Consider the following 18,706-nt stretch of genomic DNA (forward strand, 5'->3'; position numbering starts at 1 on the left):
CACCGGGGTAATCCGTGAAAAAGCTCTCCGCACGACGACGCCATCCGCTGGCGGCGGTCGTCGTACTACTCCTCGCGCTGGCGGCTACCGGGGGGCTGTACGCCGCGTTCGCGCCTGCGGGTAAGGCGCAGGCCGACGAAACCGCCCAGTCCCTCGCCATCGACGAGGGCAAGAAGCTCTACTCCGTGGGCTGCGCAAGCTGCCACGGATCCGGCGGTCAGGGCACCACCGACGGGCCGTCCCTCGTGGGCGTCGGCTCCGCCGCCGTCGACTTCCAGGTCGGTACCGGACGCATGCCGGCCCAGCAGCCGGGCGCCCAGGTCCCGAAGAAGAAGGTCATCTACAACCAGGCCGAGATCGACCAGCTCGCGGCGTACGTCTCGTCGCTGGGCGCCGGTCCGATCACGCCCACCAAGAGCCAGGTCGACCCCTCGGGCGCCGACGTGGCCAAGGGCGGCGACCTGTTCCGCACGAACTGCGCACAGTGCCACAACTTCACCGGCGAGGGCGGTGCCCTGACGAAGGGCAAGTACGCCCCGAGCCTCGAAGGCGTGAGCCCGAAGCACATCTACGAGGCCATGCAGACCGGCCCGCAGAGCATGCCCTCCTTCCCGGACAGCACCATGCCGGAGCAGGAGAAGAAAGACATCATCGCGTACATCAAGACCGTCAACGGTAATGAGTCCGAGACCCCCGGCGGGCTCTCGCTCGGTGGCCTCGGCCCCGTCAGTGAAGGTCTCTTCGGCTGGATCTTCGGCCTGGGCGGCCTGGTCGCCATCGCCGTATGGGTCGCGGCCCACACCGCTAAGGCCAAGAAGTCATGAGTAGCCAACAGATTCCAGAAGAGAACCTGCCGGTAGAGCAGGGCACCGCGCACGGCGCGGTGGAGGGTGCGAACGACCCGTTCGCGAACCCCGGGATGCCGGCCCACAAGCCGCGCATCCAGGACATCGACGAACGTGCCGCCGACCGCTCCGAGCGGGCCGTCGCGTTCATGTTCTCGCTGTCCATGCTGGCGACGATCGGCTTCATCGCCTGTTACGTCATCTTCCCGGTCGACAAGATCGTCTTCATCTGGCCGTTCGGCCATGTGAGCGCGCTCAACTTCTCCCTGGGCCTGACCCTGGGGCTGGCGCTCTTCTTCATCGGCGCGGGCGCCGTCCACTGGGCGCGCACCCTGATGTCCGACGTGGAGATGGTCGACGAGCGGCACCCCATCGAGGCGACCCCCGAGGTCAAGGCGCAGGTCCTGGCCGACTTCGCGGACGGTGCCCGGGAGTCCGCGCTCGGACGCCGGAAGCTGATCCGCAACACCATGTTCGGTGCGCTGGCCCTGGTGCCGCTCTCCGGTGTGGTGCTGCTGCGCGACCTCGGTCCGCTGCCGGAGAAGAAGCTCCGCTCGACCCTGTGGGCCAAGGGCAAGCAGCTCGTCAACATGAACACCATGGAGCCGCTGCGTCCCGAGGACGTCGTCGTCGGTTCGCTGACCTTCGCCATGCCCGAGGGCCTGGAGGAGGACGCGCACGACTTCCAGACGCAGATCGCCAAGGCCGCCCTGATGATCATCCGCATCGAGCCGGACAACATCAAGGACAAGCGCGAGCGCGAGTGGGCCCACGAGGGAATCGTGGCCTTCTCCAAGATCTGCACCCACGTCGGCTGCCCGATCAGCCTGTACGAGCAGCAGACGCATCACGTGCTCTGCCCGTGCCACCAGTCCACCTTCGACCTCTCCGACGGCGCCCGCGTCATCTTCGGTCCGGCCGGTCACCCCCTCCCACAGCTGCGGATCGGCGTGAACAGCGAGGGCAACCTCGAGGCGCTCGGTGACTTCGAAGAGCCCGTCGGTCCTGCCTTCTGGGAGCGCGGATGAGTACTGCGACGGAAACAAAGCGCAAGGCGCCCGCCGGTGAGCGGGTGGCCGACTGGGCGGACGGCCGGCTGGGCGTCTACGGCCTGGCCAAGGGCTACATGCGCAAGATCTTCCCGGACCACTGGTCCTTCATGCTCGGTGAGATCTGCCTCTACAGCTTCATCATCATCATCCTCACGGGTGTGTACCTGACGCTGTTCTTCCACCCGAGCATGAACGAGGTCGTGTACCACGGCTCCTACGAGCCGATGCAGGGCATCCGCATGTCCGAGGCCTACGCCTCGACGCTGGACATCAGCTTCGACGTCCGCGGTGGGCTGCTCGTCCGGCAGATCCACCACTGGGCAGCGGTGATCTTCCTCGCCGGCATGTTCGTGCACATGTTCCGGGTGTTCTTCACCGGCGCGTACCGCAAGCCGCGTGAGATCAACTGGCTGTTCGGCTTCCTGCTGTTCGTCCTCGGCATGTTCACCGGGTTCACCGGCTACTCGCTCCCGGACGACCTGCTCTCCGGCACGGGTGTGCGCTTCACGCAGGGCGCCATCCTGTCGATGCCGATCGTGGGCACGTACATCTCGATGTTCCTGTTCGGCGGGGAGTTCCCCGGCGGCGACATCATCGCCAGGTTCTACTCGATCCACATCCTGCTGCTGCCGGGCATCATGCTCGGGCTCGTGGTCGGCCACCTCATCCTGGTCGTCTTCCACAAGCACACGCAGTTCGCGGGTCCGGGCCGTACGAACAAGAACGTCGTCGGCATGCCCGTGCTGCCGGTGTACGCGGCCAAGGCCGGCGGGTTCTTCTTCCTGGTCTTCGGCTTCATCGCGATCATCGCGGCGATCGCCACGATCAACCCGATCTGGGCGCTCGGCCCCTACCGTCCCGACCAGGTGTCCACGGGCGCCCAGCCGGACTGGTACATGGGGTTCGCCGAAGGCTTCGTCCGTGTGATGCCGGGCTGGGAGATCAACCTCTGGGGCCACACGCTGGTCCTGGGCGTGCTGATCCCGCTGGTCCTGTTCGGTGTGATCCTCGCGGCCCTGGCGCTCTACCCGTTCATCGAGTCGTGGATCACCGGGGACAAGCGCGAGCACCACATCCTGGACCGTCCGCGCAACGCTCCGACCCGCACCGGTCTGGGTGTGGCCTGGGTGACGATCTACTTCGTCATGCTGATCGGCGGCGGCAACGACATCTGGGCGACGCACTTCAACCTGTCGCTCAACGCGATCAGCTGGTTCGTGCGGATCGCCTTCTTCGTCGGCCCGGTCGTGGCGTTCGTCGTCACCCGCCGGATCTGCCTCGGCCTCCAGCGCCGCGACAAGGAGAAGGTGCTGCACGGGCGCGAGTCCGGCACCATCAAGCGCCTTCCGCACGGTGAGTTCGTGGAGATCCACGAGCCGCTCAGCCCGGCGCAGCTGCACACGCTCACGGCGCACGAGCAGTACAAGCCCCTCGAGATCGGCCCGACGGTCGACGAGAACGGTGTCGAGCGCAAGCCGTCGGCTCTCCGGAAGCTGCGGGCCAGGCTCAGCCAGAGCTACTACGGCGAGGACAACCAGATCGCCAAGCCCACCGTCGAGGAGTACAAGGAGATCACCGAGGGCCACGGCCACCACTGATCACCAGCTGAACGCCACAGCAGGAGCCCCGTCCATCCGATGGACGGGGCTCTTCGCTGTCCCCGGGGCTGGATAGGGTGGAGGCATTCTTGTACCGGCTGTGGACCCCAGGAGCGGACCATGAACGTTGTGACCCCGGACGGCGGCGACAGCGTGGCGGCCCCTACCTGGCCCGGCGTGCTGACTCCCCTCCTGCGCGGTGAGGACCTGAGCGAGGACGACACCGCCTGGGCCATGGACCGCATCATGAGCGGTGAGGCCTCGGACGTGCAGATCGCCGGCTTCGCGGTCGCGCTGCGCGCCAAGGGCGAGACCGTCGGCGAGGTCACCGGACTGGTCCGCGCCATGTACGAGCACGCCCACACCATCCACGTGCCCGGCCGCACGGTCGACATCGTGGGGACCGGTGGCGACATGGCCAAGACGGTCAACATCTCCACCATGTCCGCGATCGTCGTCGCGGGGACGGGCGCGAAGGTCGTCAAGCACGGCAACCGGGCCTCCTCCTCGGCGAGCGGGGCCTCCGACGTCCTGGAGAAGCTCGGCGTCAACCTGGACCTGACACCTCAGCGCGTCGTGACGGTGGCCGAGGAGGCCGGCATCACCTTCTGCTTCGCCGTGAAGTTCCACCCGGCCCTGCGGTACGCGGCCAGGGCACGCAAGGAGCTCGGCACGCAGACCACCTTCAACATCCTGGGCCCGCTCACCAACCCGGCCCGGGTGCGCTCCCAGGCCATCGGGGTCGCCGACGTGAAGATGGCGCCCATCGTGGCGGGCGTACTGGCGGCCCGGGGGAACTCGGCGCTCGTCTTCCGGGGCGACGACGGCCTGGACGAGCTGACCACCACGGCGACCTCGCGGGTCTGGATCGTGCGTGACGGCGCCGTCCGCGAGGAGGCCTTCGACCCGCGCGACGTCGGCCTGGACCTGGTCCCCGTCGAGGCCCTGCGCGGCGCGGACGCCTCGTACAACGCGGACGTGGCCCGCCGGCTGCTCGACGGCGAGCACGGCCCCGTACGGGACGCTGTGCTGCTCAACTCCGCTGCCGCGCTGGTCGCCCTGGACCCGGGGGAGGGCACGTTGAACGAGCAGCTCGCCGCGGGGATCGCGCGGGCGGCGGAGTCGATCGACTCCGGCGCCGCCAAGCGCGCGCTGGAGCGCTGGGTGGCCGCCAGCAACGCCTGAGGGCGCACGGTGTGAGCAAGGGCGCAGTCCGGATCGCGGACTGCGCCCTTGCGCGTCGTCGCGGGTATGGCAAGATGCTGCGCAGGTCATGAGTGACAGCGACTACGGCCCCGGCCCGCTGTCCGGCAACCCTCCGTCCGTGGCGGGGTGCCCCGGGTGAAGACCAGGCCGCAGGCAGCGAGGTCTGTGGCAAGCGCGGGCCCCTCGGCATCTCGAATGCCACCCCTTGGGGTCCTGGTCCCAGGGAGCCTCTTGTGAGCAAGCGAATGCGATAGGGCTGGACGCCCCCCTTCGCGCACCCACTTCTTCTGTCCCCGTGCTGCTGCCGTGTCCTGTCGGACCGCCGGTGCGAGGATTTCGCCTGCCTCTTACGGGAGTTCGCCATGTCTGTCTCCACCGCTGCCGTCGACCAGTCGGTTTGTGCCCCTCTGCCGGTTCTGGGTGCCGATGTCACCGTTCCGCTCGTGACGGGCGGAGACGTCACCTACGCCGCCCTCGACTACGCGGCCAGCGCCCCGGCCCTCCGGCGCGTGTGGGACGACGTGGCCGCCTACGCCCCCTACTACGGCAGCGTGCACCGGGGGGCCGGCTACCTCTCGCAGCTCTCCACCGACCTGTTCGAGAGCAGCCGCGTGACCGTCGCGGAGTTCCTCGGCTGCCGGGCCGACGACCAGGTGGTCTTCACCCGTTCCACGACCGACTCCCTGAACCTGCTGGCGGCCGCGCTGCCCGCCGACTGCCAGGTGTTCGTCTTCGAGACCGAGCACCACGCCTCGCTGCTTCCCTGGCGCGACGCCCGGGTGACCTACCTCGACGCCCCGCGCACCCCGGACCAGGCGGTCGCCACCCTGGAGCGGGCGCTCGCCGGCCGTGACCCCCACGGGCCCGCCCTGGTCTGCGTCACGGGCGCGTCCAACGTCACCGGAGAGCTCTGGCCGGTGAAGGAACTGGCCGCCGCCGCCCATGCCCACGGCGCGCGGATCGTGCTCGACGCGGCGCAGCTGGCGCCCCACCACCCGGTGGACATCGCCGAGCTGGACGTCGACTGGGTCGCCTTCTCCGGCCACAAGCTGTACGCCCCCTTCGGCTCGGGCGTGCTCGCGGGCCGGGCCGACTGGCTGGTGGCAGCGGAGCCCTACCTCGCCGGCGGCGGAGCTTCCCGGAAGGTCGCCCGGCGTGCCGACGGCGGTGTGGACGTCGAGTGGCACACCACGGCGGCCCGCCACGAGGCCGGATCGCCCAACGTCATCGGCGTCTACTCCATCGCGGCCGCCTGCAAGGCCCTGACCGAGGCGGGCTTCGACCGGCTGGTCGCACGGGAGCAGCAGCTCGTGACCCGTGTCCGCGAGGGGCTGGCCGGTGTCCCGGAGGTCAAGGTGCTCTCGCTGTTCGGCGACGACGCCCCGAGGGTCGGCGTCATCTCCTTCGTCGTCGAGGGGTGGAACAGCTCGCACTTCGCCGCGGCGCTCTCTGCCGAGTACGGCATCGGGGTGCGCGACGGACTGTTCTGCGCCCACCCGCTGGTGCGGACGCTGCTGGGCAGCGAGCCCCAGGACCCGGGTGAGTGCGGCGCCCCGGAGGCGGCGCCGGGGGAGAGGTCCCTCAACGCCATCCGGGTGAGCTTCGGCGCCGGCACCCCGGACGAGCACATCGAGCGGTTCGTCGGGGCTGTCCGGGAACTGGTGAGCAAGGGCGCCCGCTGGACCTACCGCACCGAGGAGGGCCGCTGCGTGCCCGACCGGGGTGCCGCGCAGGTCTGACCGGCCCGGAGACGGCTCAGGCGGGGGACGGGAGGCAGCATGCCTCCCGTCCCCCGCCTGAGCCGTACGCGCAAGGAGCCCTCAGGCGTCGAGGCCGATGGCGAAGGCCGCCTCGAGGTCGTGCTGCGAGTAGGTGCGGAACGCGACATGGGTGTCCGTCGCCTCCACGCCCTGGATCTTGCTGATCCGGCCCGGGATGACATCGGCCAGATCGTCGTGCCGCGCCACCCGGACCATGGCGATCAGGTCGTACGTACCGGTGACCGAGAAGACCTCGCTGACGCTGTCCAGCGCGGCGATGGCCTCGGCGATCTCCGGAATCCGGTCCACGCTGGTCTTGATGAGCACGATCGCGGTGATCACGGCTGTCTTTCTCCCTCGGTGGCCGTGGCTGGAGCTTTCACTCTAGTCCCCCGGAACCGGCCCCAGGCGTAGAGGAACCCGGCCGCGAACCCCGCCACGTGGGCGAGGTACGCCACGCCCGGGCCGCTGCCCGCGCTCTGCGCCGCCAGCCACTGCAGGACGAACCAGAACACGAGGACGATCCAGGCGGGGAAACGCAGCGGGAGGAAGAAGAGGAAGGGGAAGAGGCTGGTGACACGGGCCCGGGGGAAGAGGTAGAGGAACGCGCCGAGCACCGCCGAGATCGCCCCCGACGCCCCGACCAGCGTCTGGTCGGAGCCCGCGTGGACCACCGCGTAGGCCACCAGGGCGAAGTAGCCGCACGCGAGGTAGAAGAAGGTGAACTCGGCGCGGCCCATGCGTTCCTCGGTCATCGCGCCGAAGACGTGGAGGAAGAGCAGGTTGCCCAGCAGGTGCAGCCAGCTGCCGTGCACGAAGAGCGCGGTCAGCGGGGTCAGCGCCGCGTGCGCCGAGCCCTCCATGAGCTCGCTGGGGATCACACCCCACTGCTCGAAGTACCCGGCCTGAGCGGCCAGGAGGGCGTCGGCGCCGCCCCGGACGGGACGGAACCCGGACAGCGGGCTGATCAGGAACACCGCGCAGCAGAGCGCGACGATCCCGTACGTGACCGGGGCGCCGCCCGCCGAGGCCGCGGCCCCGAGCTCCCGGGCGCGCTCCCGCCAGTGGACCTGCCGCCGATCGATCACGTACAGAGCATGACGCACCCGGCGAGAACGGGACAGACCGCCTCGCCGTGTCGATGGGTATGCGCAAGGCCGTAGGGTTGCGGCAGGACATCCGCAGTTCGACGGCGCACCGCGAGATCGAAGACCTGGGCACGCACGAGACTCGACGAACGACGAAAGAGGACGCAACGATGACGACGGTTCCCCAGCCGACGGACGGGACCCGCTGGCGCTGCACGCTCTGCGGCAACCTGACCCGTTTCGATGTGACGCGCTCCTCGAAGGTCGTGGAGTACGTGCATCTCGACCTGGCCGGGGAGTCGAGTGTCGAGGAGCGCGAGGTGGTCAGTGAGACCATCGAGTCGGTGCGCTGTCGTTGGTGCAACGCCGTGGACCAGATCGAGCTGGTCGACAGGCCGGGTGCCGACTCCTGACGGGGCCGTGCGGACATACACATTGAGGTGATGGATGGTGGAGCAGCCGACAGGCGGCGCCGGACCGGCCGGACCGGCCGACGGCACCGCGGAGTCGCTCGACCGTCCGCTGCCCGAAGGCGTACGCCGCAAGGTGGTGGCGCTGGTCTCGGACGCCTTCGGCGGTCTGACCGTCGGCGAACTCCCCTCCCAGCTACGGCAGTACGCCCGTTTCACACCGACCAGGCGGGCCAAGTTCGCGGGTAACGCGATGGCCGCCGCGCTGGAGAGCGATCCCGCCTTCCGGCGGCGCATCGGCGAGCGCGTCGGCCAGACCCAGCCGGAGCTGGCCGAAGCCCTCACGTCCGGTGCGCCGCCCGCCGCCGCCGACCCGGTCGACGTGGCCGCGGCCGCCTACGTGCTGCGTCCCGCCGGCTGGGCCGAGCTGGTCGCCGCCGCGGGCGAGGAGGTCCAGCGGGCGCACGCCGAGCGGGCGGACGAGGAGACCAGGCGCGAGCTGGAACGGCTGCGTGAGGAGCTCGACCACGCCCGTGGGCAGACCAAGGCCGACACCGAACGGCTGCGCTCGGAGCTGGAGTCCTCCCGTAAGGAGGCCGACTCCCTGCACCGCAAGCTGCGCAGCGCGCTCAGCGAGGTGAAGCGCGGGGAGGCCGCCCTGCGCAAGGCAGGCGCCGAGTTCGACGCCGTACGGGCCGAGGCCGCGGCCCAGGTCTCCGCGGCCGAGAGCGAGTCCCGCCGGCTCAAGGCCCGACTGGCCGAGGCGGAGGCCTCCGTCGAAGCGGGCCGCAGGGCCGCCAGGGAAGGACGGTCCGTCGAGGACATGCGGCTGCGGCTGCTGCTCGACACCGTGCTCGACGCGGCCCAGGGGCTGCGCCGTGAGCTGGCCCTGCCGCCCTCGTCGATCCGCCCCGCGGACGGCGTCGAAGCGGTGGAACCCGGCCGGATGTCGCCGAAGGACATTGCGGCCAGGGCTCTTTCGGAGACCGATCCGGCGCTCCTGGACCAACTGCTCGCCCTGCCTCAGGCGCATCTGATCGTCGACGGCTACAACGTCACGAAGACCGGCTATCCGCAGATGCCGCTGGAGAAGCAGAGGCTGCGCCTCCTGGGGGGCCTCTCCGTCCTCGCGGCCCAGACCGGCGCGGAGATGACCTGTGTCTTCGACGGTGCCGAGCTGGCCGTTCCCGTCCTGCTCGCGCCGCCGCGCGGCGTCCGTGTGCTGTTCAGCAAGGCCGGGGTCACCGCGGACGAGCTGATCCGTCAACTCGCGCGCGCGGAACCGCCGGGCAGACCCGTCGTGGTGGTCTCCACCGACCGCGAGGTCGCCGACGGGGTGGCGAAGGCGGGGGCGAGGCCGGTCGCGTCCGCCTTGCTCCTGAAGCGCCTTTCGCGCGTCTGACGCGTCTTGTGAGGCATGGGCGACTTGCCGGAATTTCTGGAACGTACCGTCAAGTCTCCACTACACGCAGTGTGATGAAAGTAAAGAAGTGCCTGATGTGACGAGATTTTCCTTGTGAGGATTTGAACTGATCACAAGATGGTCACTAGGGTCAGGCCTCGAACCTTCGCACGGTTGATTGCCCACCCGGGGTGACAGCGAAGGAACCGCCGAGTCCGTGACCTGCACGGAGCCGGGGTCCGTCCGTGTCCCCCACAACCCGGTAGGCGGCTCGAGGAAGAAGGAGCTCGCCTTCGTGGCGTCCCACCGTCGTCCCAAGCAGCCGAGCCGCACCCGTGTGACCGTGCTCACCGCGACCGCCGCCGCGGCCGTGGCCCTCACCTCCCAGGCCGCCCACGCCGACCCCAAGCCGACCAAGAGCGAGGTCAAGGCGAAGGTCGACAAGCTCTACCACGAGGCCGAGGAAGCCACCGAGAAGGCGAACGGCGCCAAGGAGCAGCAGGACAAGCTCAAGAAGCAGGCCGACGCGCTCCAGGACAAGGTCGCCCGCGGCCAGGACGAGCTCAACGCCCTGCGCGGCGAGCTGGGTTCGCTGGCCACCGCGCAGTACCGCTCCGGCGGTCTCGACCCGTCGGTCCAGCTGCTGCTCTCCTCGGACCCGGACAGCTTCCTCGACCAGGCCTCCGCGCTCGACCAGCTGACGGCCAAGCAGGCCGAGTCGCTGCAGAAGATCCAGGCGAAGCAGCGGACCCTCGCGCAGGAGCGCAAGGAGGCGCAGGCCAAGCTCAGCGACCTCGCCGACGTCCGCAAGACGCTCAACGAGAACAAGCAGAAGTACCAGGGCAAGCTCGCCGACGCCCAGAAGCTCCTGAACACCCTCACCGCCGCCGAGCGCGCCAAGATGGCGGAGCAGGAGCAGCGCGCCAGCCGCGCCGCCGGCGACCGGGTCGAACTCGGCAACGAGGTCCCCGCGTCCGCCCGTGGTGCCGCGGCCCTCCAGGCCGCCGCCACGCAGCTCGGCAAGCCGTACGTCTCCGGCGGCACCGGCCCCAACTCCTTCGACTGCTCGGGCCTGACCCAGTGGTCGTACGCCCAGGCCGGTGTCCAGCTCACCCGCACCACGTACACCCAGATCAACGACGGCCCGCGCATCGGCCGCAGCGCCCTGAAGCCGGGCGACCTGGTCTTCTTCAACAACACCTCGCACGTGGGTCTGTACGCGGGGAACAACCAGATCCTGCACGCCCCGAAGCCCGGCGCCGTGGTCCGCTACGAATCGATGGACTACATGGGCACCTTCCAGTTCGGCGTGCGCCCCTGACGCCCGAACGGGCGAATCACGGCACCCCGCGACGACACCCCGCCCCGCCGGAGACCACAGGTCACCGGCGGGGCGCCGTCGTTTCCCGTCCCGTTCACCTCCTGCCGGGTACCGGCGTGGCCTTTGGCCGGTGCGTAGCCGTGCGGTTACTGTCTGCGCTGCCGCGCAGCTCCCGGTCGTCGGTCCGCCCTCCCTGGGCGGCAGGGGCTGCGCACGTCTGCGTACAGCGGAAGGGAGTGCGGCTTCCTGTGGTGTCGCATCGCCGCCCCACCCGGCCCGGCCTCAACCGTGGCGTCCGGGCCACCGTCCTGTCCGCCGCCGCGGCCACCGCGGCGGCCACCCTCAACGCAGCGCCCGCCGGCGCCGTGCCGGAGGACACCCACGAGACGGCGAAGGCCGCGGTCGACCGGCTGTACGGGGAGGCCGAGCGCGCCACCGAGCAGTTCAACGCGGCACGCGAGAGCCTCGTACGGCAGCGCGACCGGCTCGCCGCGGCTCAGGACTCGGCGGCCCGGACGCAGGAGGACGTCAACCGCATGCGGGACTCCCTCGGTGCGATGGCGGGCGCGCAGTACCGCTCCGGGGGCATCGATCCCTCGGTCGCGCTGCTGCTCTCCTCGGACCCGGACAGCTTCCTGGACCGGGCCGCCGCCCTGGACCGGGCCGGAGAGCGACGCGCCATGACGCTCGGCAAGCTCCAGCGGGCCCAGCGCAGGATCGCCCAGGTCCGCGCCGAGGCCGCCGGGGCACTGGCGGCCATGGAACGCGACCGGGCCTCCGTGGCACGCCACAAGCGTGCCGTGGAGGGAAAGCTGGCCCGGGCCCGCCAGCTGCTGCAGACGCTGCCCGCCCCCGACCGCGCGTCCCTCGGCCGTGCGTCGCGCTCCGGCCCCGGCACGGCGCTCGGCGCCGAGGCCGCCGGCTCCGCACGCGGTCTGGCGGCCCTCATGGCGGCCCGGGGAGCCCTGGGCCGCCCGTACGTGTGGGGCGCCAACGGGCCCTCCGGGTTCGACTGCTCGGGGCTGATGCAGTGGGCGTACGCACAGGCCGGTGTCGGTCTGCCCAGGACCTCGCAGGCACAGCGGTACGCGGGCCGCATGGTGCCGCTCTCGCAGGCGAGGCCCGGAGACCTGGTCGCCTACCGCGCGGACGCCAGCCATATCGGTATGTACGCCGGGAACGGCCAGGTCATCCACGCCCCCTACCCCGGCGCCCCGGTGCGCTACGACCCCGTCGGCATGATGCCCGTCTCCTCGGTCACCCGCGTCTGACCGTACGATCGGCTGGATGGCTGTTCGGACGCAGGACGCGCGGCGGGAGCGCACCCGCAGGCGGGGCACGGCGGGTGCCGTGCTCGTCGCCCTGCTGCTCGCGCCCGCCTGCTCCGGCCCCCGGGACACCACCACCGGGACCACCGTCCAGGAGGTCGCGGCCACCCTGGACCGCAGGGCCGCGGCAGTCATGGAGCACGACACCGGCGCCTACCTGGCCGCGCTCGACCCCCGGGCCGCCTCCTTCCGGGCGGCCCAGCGCACCGAACTGCACAACCTCGCCGACGTACCCCTGGAGTCATGGGCGTACGAGGTGAAGGACGTGACCGGGGAAGGGGCGGACCGGGTCACCGCGGAGGTCGAGCTGCGCTACCGCATCGAGGGCTACGACCGGGCACCCGTGTCCTCCTCCCGCACCGTGGAGCTGGTCCGTCGCGGCGAGGACAGCACCTGGTACGTCGCCGCGGACAGGGCCGCCGACGGTGCCCCGGCCCAGCTCTGGCAGCAGGGCGACGTCGAGGTCGTACGGGGCACGCACAGCCTGGTCCTCGGGGTCGGGCGGGAGACGGACGAGCTGCACCGGATCGCGGCCACCGCGGACCGGGCCGTACCCGCCGTCACGGAGGCCTGGCCCGATCCCTGGGCCGGGCGGGTCGTGGTGCTCGTCCCCCGGTCCGTGGACGACATGGCGGGGCTCCTCGACTCACCCGCGGCCAGCTACCGGGGCATAGCCGCCGTCACGACCGGCAAGGTCGGAGGCAGCGGCAGCGCGCCGGCGGACCGGGTGATCGTCAACCCCCAGGCGTACGGGATGCTCGGCGACTTCGGGCAGCGGGTCGTCCTCACCCACGAGACCACCCATGTGGCGACCCGGGCGCACACCTCCGCCGCCACCCCTGTCTGGCTCTCCGAGGGCTTCGCCGACCGGACCGCCTACCGCGGGGAGAGCCGTACGGCCGCGGAGCTGGCACCGGAGCTCGCGGAGGCGGTCCGCCGCGGTGACCTGCCCGCCCAACTGCCCGCCGACGAGGAGTTCGGCTTCGGCGAGGACGCGGAGAAGCTCTCACGGGCCTACGAGGGCGGCTGGCTGGCCTGCGAGCTGATCGCGCGGGACTGGGGCGAGGAGAAGCTGATCGCCTTCTACGAGGCCGTGGGGAGCCGTTCGGAGCGGGACGGGGCCGTGGAGCAGGCCATGCACACGGTGCTCGGCATCACGCCCCAGGACTTCACGGCGCGCTGGCGGGAGTATCTGAGCGCCCTGCTCGGCTGATCCGCTCCGTCCCGCTCCCCTTCCGCGCCCCCGGCACGGTGTCCCGCCACAGCCGCCGGGCCGCGCCGACCGCCGCCACGGCCAGCAGACCGTTGCGCACGAGCATGAGCGCCACGCCCTCCGCGTCGCTCGCCACCACGTGCGCGAAGCCGAGGGGGAACTCCAGCAGCGTGACGCCGGTGGCCAGCAGGACCAGGCACGCGGGCAGCGCCATCCGGCTGCCCCGGAACACCAGGCAGACCGCGCCGACGCCGAGCGGCCACACCATGTACTGGGGGCTGATGACCCGGCTGGTCACGGTGAACAGCAGCACCGCGGTGAAGGCCGCGTCCGCCGGGGTGTGCACGGCGGAGATCCGGGCCCGCAGCCGCCACAGCAGCAGCCAGCCGAAGGCGAACACACTCAGGGCCAGGGCCAGCGTGCTCACCAGCGCCACGTGCGGGCCGGCGAACTCCATCGAGCCGTAGCGCAGTTCCACCCGGCCCTCCCAGCCGAACCGCCGGGCCACGTGGAAGACCAGCGCGCCCAGCGACTCGATCTCCAGCCCCCGGTCCCGCTGGAACGTCAGGAAGGCGAACGCCCCGGGCAGGGCCACCGCCGACGCCAGGACCAGCACGGCCGCCGTCACCGCCGCCGCCGACCAGGAGCGGCGCGTGTCCCTGCCCCGGGCGGTGCCCACCAGCAGCAGCGCCGGCCACACCTTCAGCAGGGTGCCGAAGGCGGCCAGTGCCCCCAGCACCCTCGGGTGCCGCACCCCGGCCAGCAGCGCGGCCACCGCCACGGCCGTCACCATCAGGTCGTACCGGGCGTACACGGTCGGTCCGAGCAGCGGCACGCCCGCCACCCAGAGCCACACGCCGGCCGTGCGACCGCCCGTACGGCTGCCCGCGTACAGCAGGAGACCGAACACCAGCGCGTCGCAGAGGAGGACGAGGACGAAGAAGGCGGAGGCGTACTCCAGGAAGGGCAGCAGATCCGGGGAGAGGACGGCGAGCGCGGCCGCGGGCGGATACTGCCAGGTGACGTCGTCCAGCGGATAGGAGCCGGCGCGCAGCACCTCGTACCAGCCCCGGTAGATCGCCGAGACGTCGCTGGTGACGTCCGGCCCCGGCACTGTGAACACCTTGAAGACGCAGAGCAGCAGCACCGCCCGGGTGAGGCCCCACACGGCGAGGGACAGAGCCCGGCCTCCCCGGCCACTCGTACCTGTCATGCCCGTCATGATGCAGGCCCCGGCTGTGCGGGAGCCGTCAGGCAGGGCCGTCGGGACGCCCGGTACTGTCGGCGGCGATGGACAAGACGCTGATCGTGACGAACGACTTCCCGCCCCGCCCCGGCGGCATCCAGGCATTCCTGCACAACATGGCGCTGCGCATGGACCCCGAGCGGCTCGTCGTCTACGCCTCCACCTGGAAGCGCGGCGCCGAGGGCGCCGAGGCGACCGCCGCCTTCGACGCCGAGCAGCCCTTCACCGTCGTGCGCGACCGTACGACGATGCTCCTGCCCACCCCGCGCGTCACCCGCCGGGCCGCCGGGCTGCTGCGTGAACACGGCTGCTCCTCCGTGTGGTTCGGCGCCGCGGCGCCGCTCGGGCTGATGGCGCCCGCGCTGCGCAGGGCCGGTGCCCGCCGGATCGTGGCCACCACGCACGGCCACGAGGCCGGCTGGGCGCAGCTGCCCGCGTCCCGGCAGCTGCTGCGCCGTATCGGCGAGGGCACCGACACGATCACCTACCTCGGCGAGTACACCCGCTCCAGGATCGCGGCCGCGCTCACCCCGGCGGCCGCGGGCCGCATGGTGCAGCTGCCGCCCGGCGTCGACGAGAAGACCTTCCGCCCGGACTCCGGCGGCGACCGGGTCAGGGCGCGGCTCGGCCTCACCGAGCGGCCCGTCGTCGTGTGCGTGTCACGGCTCGTCCCGCGCAAGGGCCAGGACACCCTCGTCCTCGCCATGCCCGCGATCCTCGCGCGGGTGCCGGACGCCGTCCTGCTGGTCGTCGGCGGCGGCCCGTACGCCGGGCAGCTGAAGAAGCTGGCCGCCGAGACGGGCGTCCAGGACTCGGTGCGCTTCACCGGGCCGGTGCCCTGGGAGGAGCTGCCCGCGCACTACGGCGCCGGCGACGTGTTCGCCATGCCCTGCCGCACCCGGCGGGGCGGGCTCGACGTCGAGGGCCTCGGCATCGTCTACCTGGAGGCGTCCGCGACCGGGCTGCCGGTCGTGGCCGGCGACTCGGGGGGCGCCCCGGACGCCGTGCTCGACGGCGAGACCGGGTGGGTGGTCCGGGGCGGCTCCGCCGAGGAGTCGGCCGACCGGATCGTCACTCTCCTCCAGGACCCGATGCTGCGCTCGCGCATGGGGGAGCGGGGCAGGGCGTGGGTCGAGGAGAAGTGGCGCTGGGACCTGCTCGCGGGGAAGCTCGAAGCCCTGCTCTGAGCGTCCGCGGACCGCAGGCGCGACGAGGGGTCCGGACACGGCCATGAAGGGCCCGCGGCGCCCGCGTGTACGACGGAGGGGCCCGCACCGGTCACGGTGCGGGCCCCTCCGTCGCAGGTGTCCGGGCTTCAGCCGCGGTAGATCGACTCGACCTCGTCCGCGAAGTCCTTCGCCACGACGTTGCGCTTCAGCTTCAGGGAGGGCGTGATGTGACCGGCCTCCTCGGTGAACTGCGCCGCCAGGATGCGGAACTTGCGCACGGACTCCGCCTTGGAGACCGCAGCGTTGCCGTCGTCCACCGCGCGCTGCACCTCGGCCAGCAGGTCGGGGTCCTCACGCAGGGAGACCGCCGTCGACCCGGCCGGCTTGCCGTTCTCCTCGGCCCAGCGGGAGAGGAACTCCTCGTCGAGGGTGAGCAGCGCGCCGACGAACGGCCGCCCGTCGCCGACCACCATGCACTCCGCGACAAGGGCGTGTGCGCGGATGCGGTCCTCGATCACCGCGGGGGCGACGTTCTTGCCGCCCGCCGTGACGATGATCTCCTTCTTGCGGCCCGTGATCGCGAGGTAGCCGTCCTCGTCGAGCGTGCCGATGTCGCCCGTGTGGAACCAGCCGTCGGCCAGCGCCTCGGCCGTCGCCGTCTCGTTGCCCCAGTACCCGGTGAACAGGTGCTCGCCGTGCAGCAGCACCTCGCCGTCGTCGGCGATCCGCACGACCGAACCGGGCAGCGGCTGGCCGACCGTGCCGATCTTCTGGCGGTCCCACGGGTTGAAGGCCGTCGCGGCACAGGTCTCGGTCAGGCCGTAGCCCTCGAGCACCGTGAAGCCGATGCCGCGGAAGAAGTGGCCGAGCCGCTCGCCCAGCGGCGCACCGCCGGAGATCGCGTACTCGCCGCGGCCGCCGAGCACGGCCCGCAGCTTGCTGAACACGAGCTTGTCGAAGACCTTGTGCTTGACCTTCAGACCCACCGAGGGGCCCTCCGGGGTGCCCAGCGCGCGGCTGTACGCGATCGCCGTGTCGGCGGCGCGGTCGAAGATCTTGCCCTTGCCGTCCGCCTGCGCCTTGGCGCGCGCCGAGTTGTAGACCTTCTCGAACACGCGTGGCACACCGAGGACGAGCGTCGGCCGGAAGGAGGCCAGCTCGTCGGTGAGGTTCTTGATGTCCGGCACGCAGCCGAGCTTGATCGGGGCCATCACCGAGGCGACCTCGACCAGCCGGCCGAAGACGTGCGCGGCGGGGAGGAAGAGCAGGACGGAACACTCACCGGTGCGGAACAGGGGCTTCAGCCGCTCCACGATGTTGCCGCACTCCGCGAAGAAGCTGCGGTGCGTCAGCACACAGCCCTTGGGGCGGCCGGTGGTACCCGAGGTGTAGACGATCGTCGCCGGGTCGTCGGCCTTGGCGCTCACCATGCGCAGGTCCAGGGTCTCGTCCGAGACCCCGGCACCCGCCGCCACGAGCTCGCCGACGGCGCCCCGGTCGATCTCCCAGACGTGCCGCAGACCGGGGAGCCGGTCACGCACGGACGCGACGGACTCCGCGTGTGCGTCGCTCTCCACGACGACCGCGACCGCGCCCGAGTCGCCGAGTATCCACTGGACCTGCTCGGCGGAGCTGGTCTCGTACACCGGCACGGTGACGGCGCCCGCGCTCCAGATGGCGAAGTCCAGCAGGACCCACTCGAAGCGGGTCCGGGACATGAGCGCCACCCGGTCGCCGGGCTGGATGCCGGACGCGATGAGGCCTCTGGCGGTGTCTCTGACCTCAGCGAGGAACCGGGTCGCCGTGACGTCCGTCCAGACGCCGGCCACCTTCCGGCTCATCACCGCGACGTCGGGATGCTGAGCGGCGTTGCGGCGGATGAGATCCGTCAGGTTGCCGTCCGTAGGGACCTCGTACAGGGCCGGAAGGCTGAACTCGCGCAAGACTGCTGCTCCTCATCGGGCTCCGGTTCCACGGCTCTGTGCGACGTACCGGATCGGTCCAAGACTGGCAGATGCTCAGTGGGGTGAGCACGACTGGACTGGCCGGACGTTACCCACCGGTACTCGGTTCCGGAAAGGGGGATCCGGCCAGATGTCTTATGCATCACACATATCGGTGGTCCTTCGGCGCACATTAGTCCACCCGTGTCCCGATCCGGAAGTAATCGCAGGTCCGGCGGCCTCTACCCAGAGCAGCGAGTGGAGACCTAGGGTGATCCCCATGCGAGCCGGCACACCGCACGATCAGCACACAACCCCCACCCGACGGACACGCGTGCACGTGGTCAGCGACGTGCACGGGAACACGGAGGCGCTGGCGCGGGCCGGCGACGGCGCGGACGCCCTGATCTGTCTGGGGGACCTCGTCCTCTTCCTCGACTACGCCGACCACTCGCGCGGCATCTTCCCCGACCTGTTCGGCGTGGCCAACGCCGACCGCATCGTCGAGCTGCGCACCGCGCGCCGCTTCGAGGAGGCGCGCGCCTTCGGGCGCGAGCTGTGGGCGGGTCTGGACCGCAACGCGGCGATCCTGTCCGCCGTACGCAAGCAGTACACCGAGATGTTCGCGGTCATGCCCACCCCTACATACGCCACGTACGGCAACGTCGACGTGCCGACGCTCTGGCCCGAGTACGCCAATTCCGGTACCACCGTGCTGGACGGCGAACGGGTCGAGATCGGCGGCCGGGTCTTCGGCTTCGTCGGGGGCGGGCTCAGGACCCCCATGAACACCCCGTACGAGATCAGCGACGAGGAGTACGCCGCGAAGGTCGAGGCCCTCGGCCCCGTGGACGTCCTCTGCTCCCACATCCCGCCGGACGTCCCGGAGCTGACGTACGACACCGTGGCCCGGCGCTTCGAACGCGGCAGCCGCGCGATCCTCGACGCCATCCACCGCACCCGGCCCCGCTACGCGATTTTCGGCCATGTGCACCAGCCGCTGGTCCGCAGGATGCGGATCGGCGTCACCGAGTGCGTCAACGTCGGCCACTTCGCCTCGACCGGCAGGCCCTGGGCCCTGGAGTGGTGAGCGACACGGCCGGTGCCCGCGGGCCGGGGCGCGGA

Annotated in this window: 16 protein-coding genes and 1 riboswitch; of the genes, 12 read left to right on the forward strand and 4 right to left on the reverse strand. The window is 71.2% G+C overall.

Annotation, left to right across the window (positions count from 1 at the left end; genetic code table 11):
- The first annotated feature begins 14 nt into the window (after positions 1-14).
- The 5 genes from ACFC51_RS10080 (at position 15) to ACFC51_RS10100 (ending at position 6,440) form a co-directional block, all read left to right on the forward strand.
- Positions 15-824, forward strand: coding sequence for a c-type cytochrome (locus ACFC51_RS10080; RefSeq protein ID WP_376380985.1), 810 nt, complete (start codon positions 15-17; stop codon positions 822-824).
- On the forward strand, positions 821-1,873 hold the full coding sequence (locus ACFC51_RS10085) for a Rieske 2Fe-2S domain-containing protein (protein ID WP_376380988.1): 1,053 nt from the start codon (positions 821-823) through the stop codon (positions 1,871-1,873). Before ACFC51_RS10080 ends, ACFC51_RS10085 begins: the two co-directional genes overlap by 4 nt.
- Positions 1,870-3,495, forward strand: a complete 1,626-nt coding sequence (locus tag ACFC51_RS10090; RefSeq protein ID WP_376380990.1) for a cytochrome bc complex cytochrome b subunit — start codon at positions 1,870-1,872, stop codon at positions 3,493-3,495. Before ACFC51_RS10085 ends, ACFC51_RS10090 begins: the two co-directional genes overlap by 4 nt.
- Positions 3,496-3,615: 120 nt before the next feature.
- A complete protein-coding gene (trpD, locus tag ACFC51_RS10095; protein ID WP_376380993.1) occupies positions 3,616-4,680 on the forward strand; it encodes an anthranilate phosphoribosyltransferase in 1,065 nt (354 codons plus the stop codon).
- A gap of 84 nt (positions 4,681-4,764) precedes the next feature.
- Positions 4,765-4,882: riboswitch (SAM riboswitch) on the forward strand.
- 181 nt (positions 4,883-5,063) lie between these two features.
- Positions 5,064-6,440 carry an aminotransferase class V-fold PLP-dependent enzyme gene (locus tag ACFC51_RS10100; RefSeq protein ID WP_376380996.1) on the forward strand — a complete coding sequence of 459 codons (1,377 nt, stop codon included), beginning with the start codon at positions 5,064-5,066 and terminating at the stop codon, positions 6,438-6,440.
- Between the two features lie 81 nt (positions 6,441-6,521).
- On the opposite strand, the gene ACFC51_RS10105 is transcribed toward ACFC51_RS10100, so the two are convergent.
- Positions 6,522-6,803 (reverse strand): Lrp/AsnC family transcriptional regulator, encoded by a 282-nt coding sequence (locus tag ACFC51_RS10105; protein WP_033303376.1) that lies wholly within the window; start codon positions 6,801-6,803, stop codon positions 6,522-6,524.
- The gene (locus tag ACFC51_RS10110) at positions 6,800-7,549 is read right to left on the reverse strand and encodes a rhomboid family intramembrane serine protease (protein WP_376380973.1); all 750 of its coding nucleotides are present in this window, start codon (positions 7,547-7,549) and stop codon (positions 6,800-6,802) included. The genes ACFC51_RS10105 and ACFC51_RS10110 overlap by 4 nt, the downstream gene beginning before the upstream one ends.
- Positions 7,550-7,719: 170 nt before the next feature.
- Here ACFC51_RS10110 and ACFC51_RS10115 point away from each other — a divergent pair, with 170 nt between their 5' ends.
- The 5 genes from ACFC51_RS10115 to ACFC51_RS10135 all read left to right on the forward strand — a co-directional run bounded on the left by ACFC51_RS10115 (position 7,720) and on the right by ACFC51_RS10135 (position 13,223).
- Positions 7,720-7,962: a hypothetical protein gene (locus ACFC51_RS10115; protein ID WP_014156692.1), complete on the forward strand. Its 243-nt coding sequence runs from the start codon at positions 7,720-7,722 to the stop codon at positions 7,960-7,962.
- A 37-nt stretch (positions 7,963-7,999) separates the two neighbouring features.
- Positions 8,000-9,361 carry an NYN domain-containing protein gene (locus ACFC51_RS10120; RefSeq protein WP_376380969.1) on the forward strand — a complete coding sequence of 454 codons (1,362 nt, stop codon included), beginning with the start codon at positions 8,000-8,002 and terminating at the stop codon, positions 9,359-9,361.
- Between the two features lie 295 nt (positions 9,362-9,656).
- Positions 9,657-10,682, forward strand: coding sequence for an NlpC/P60 family protein (locus ACFC51_RS10125; protein WP_376380976.1), 1,026 nt, complete (start codon positions 9,657-9,659; stop codon positions 10,680-10,682).
- 248 nt (positions 10,683-10,930) lie between these two features.
- Entirely contained in the window at positions 10,931-11,953 is a 1,023-nt protein-coding gene (locus tag ACFC51_RS10130; protein ID WP_376380966.1) for an NlpC/P60 family protein, read from the forward strand.
- Positions 11,954-11,969: 16 nt separating this feature from the next.
- Positions 11,970-13,223 carry a hypothetical protein gene (locus ACFC51_RS10135; protein ID WP_376527932.1) on the forward strand — a complete coding sequence of 418 codons (1,254 nt, stop codon included), beginning with the start codon at positions 11,970-11,972 and terminating at the stop codon, positions 13,221-13,223.
- Here ACFC51_RS10135 and ACFC51_RS10140 read toward each other — a convergent pair.
- Positions 13,180-14,436, reverse strand: coding sequence for a glycosyltransferase family 87 protein (locus ACFC51_RS10140; RefSeq protein ID WP_376527934.1), 1,257 nt, complete (start codon positions 14,434-14,436; stop codon positions 13,180-13,182). The genes ACFC51_RS10135 and ACFC51_RS10140 overlap by 44 nt on opposite strands.
- A gap of 77 nt (positions 14,437-14,513) precedes the next feature.
- Here ACFC51_RS10140 and ACFC51_RS10145 point away from each other — a divergent pair, with 77 nt between their 5' ends.
- Positions 14,514-15,656, forward strand: a complete 1,143-nt coding sequence (locus tag ACFC51_RS10145; RefSeq protein ID WP_376527937.1) for a glycosyltransferase family 4 protein — start codon at positions 14,514-14,516, stop codon at positions 15,654-15,656.
- A gap of 128 nt (positions 15,657-15,784) precedes the next feature.
- Here ACFC51_RS10145 and ACFC51_RS10150 read toward each other — a convergent pair whose 3' ends face one another.
- On the reverse strand, positions 15,785-17,581 hold the full coding sequence (locus ACFC51_RS10150; protein WP_376527939.1) for an AMP-dependent synthetase/ligase: 1,797 nt from the start codon (positions 17,579-17,581) through the stop codon (positions 15,785-15,787).
- A gap of 280 nt (positions 17,582-17,861) precedes the next feature.
- Between ACFC51_RS10150 and ACFC51_RS10155 the strand changes: the two genes are divergently transcribed.
- The gene (locus ACFC51_RS10155; protein WP_376378614.1) at positions 17,862-18,671 is read left to right on the forward strand and encodes a metallophosphoesterase; all 810 of its coding nucleotides are present in this window, start codon (positions 17,862-17,864) and stop codon (positions 18,669-18,671) included.
- Positions 18,672-18,706 lie beyond the last annotated feature (35 nt).

Source organism: Streptomyces sp. NPDC055962, from assembly GCF_042270185.1.
Classification (GTDB): domain Bacteria; phylum Actinomycetota; class Actinomycetes; order Streptomycetales; family Streptomycetaceae; genus Streptomyces.

Coding starts and splice junctions, on each gene's coding strand:
- ACFC51_RS10140 (WP_376527934.1), bottom strand. CDS start 14,436: ATGACAGGTACGAGTGGCCGGGGAGGCCGGGCTCTGTCCCTCGCCGTG.
- ACFC51_RS10085 (WP_376380988.1), top strand. CDS start 821: ATGAGTAGCCAACAGATTCCAGAAGAGAACCTGCCGGTAGAGCAGGGC.
- ACFC51_RS10145 (WP_376527937.1), top strand. CDS start 14,514: ATGGACAAGACGCTGATCGTGACGAACGACTTCCCGCCCCGCCCCGGC.
- ACFC51_RS10135 (WP_376527932.1), top strand. CDS start 11,970: ATGGCTGTTCGGACGCAGGACGCGCGGCGGGAGCGCACCCGCAGGCGG.
- ACFC51_RS10155 (WP_376378614.1), top strand. CDS start 17,862: ATGCGAGCCGGCACACCGCACGATCAGCACACAACCCCCACCCGACGG.
- trpD (WP_376380993.1), top strand. CDS start 3,616: ATGAACGTTGTGACCCCGGACGGCGGCGACAGCGTGGCGGCCCCTACC.
- ACFC51_RS10100 (WP_376380996.1), top strand. CDS start 5,064: ATGTCTGTCTCCACCGCTGCCGTCGACCAGTCGGTTTGTGCCCCTCTG.
- ACFC51_RS10115 (WP_014156692.1), top strand. CDS start 7,720: ATGACGACGGTTCCCCAGCCGACGGACGGGACCCGCTGGCGCTGCACG.
- ACFC51_RS10090 (WP_376380990.1), top strand. CDS start 1,870: ATGAGTACTGCGACGGAAACAAAGCGCAAGGCGCCCGCCGGTGAGCGG.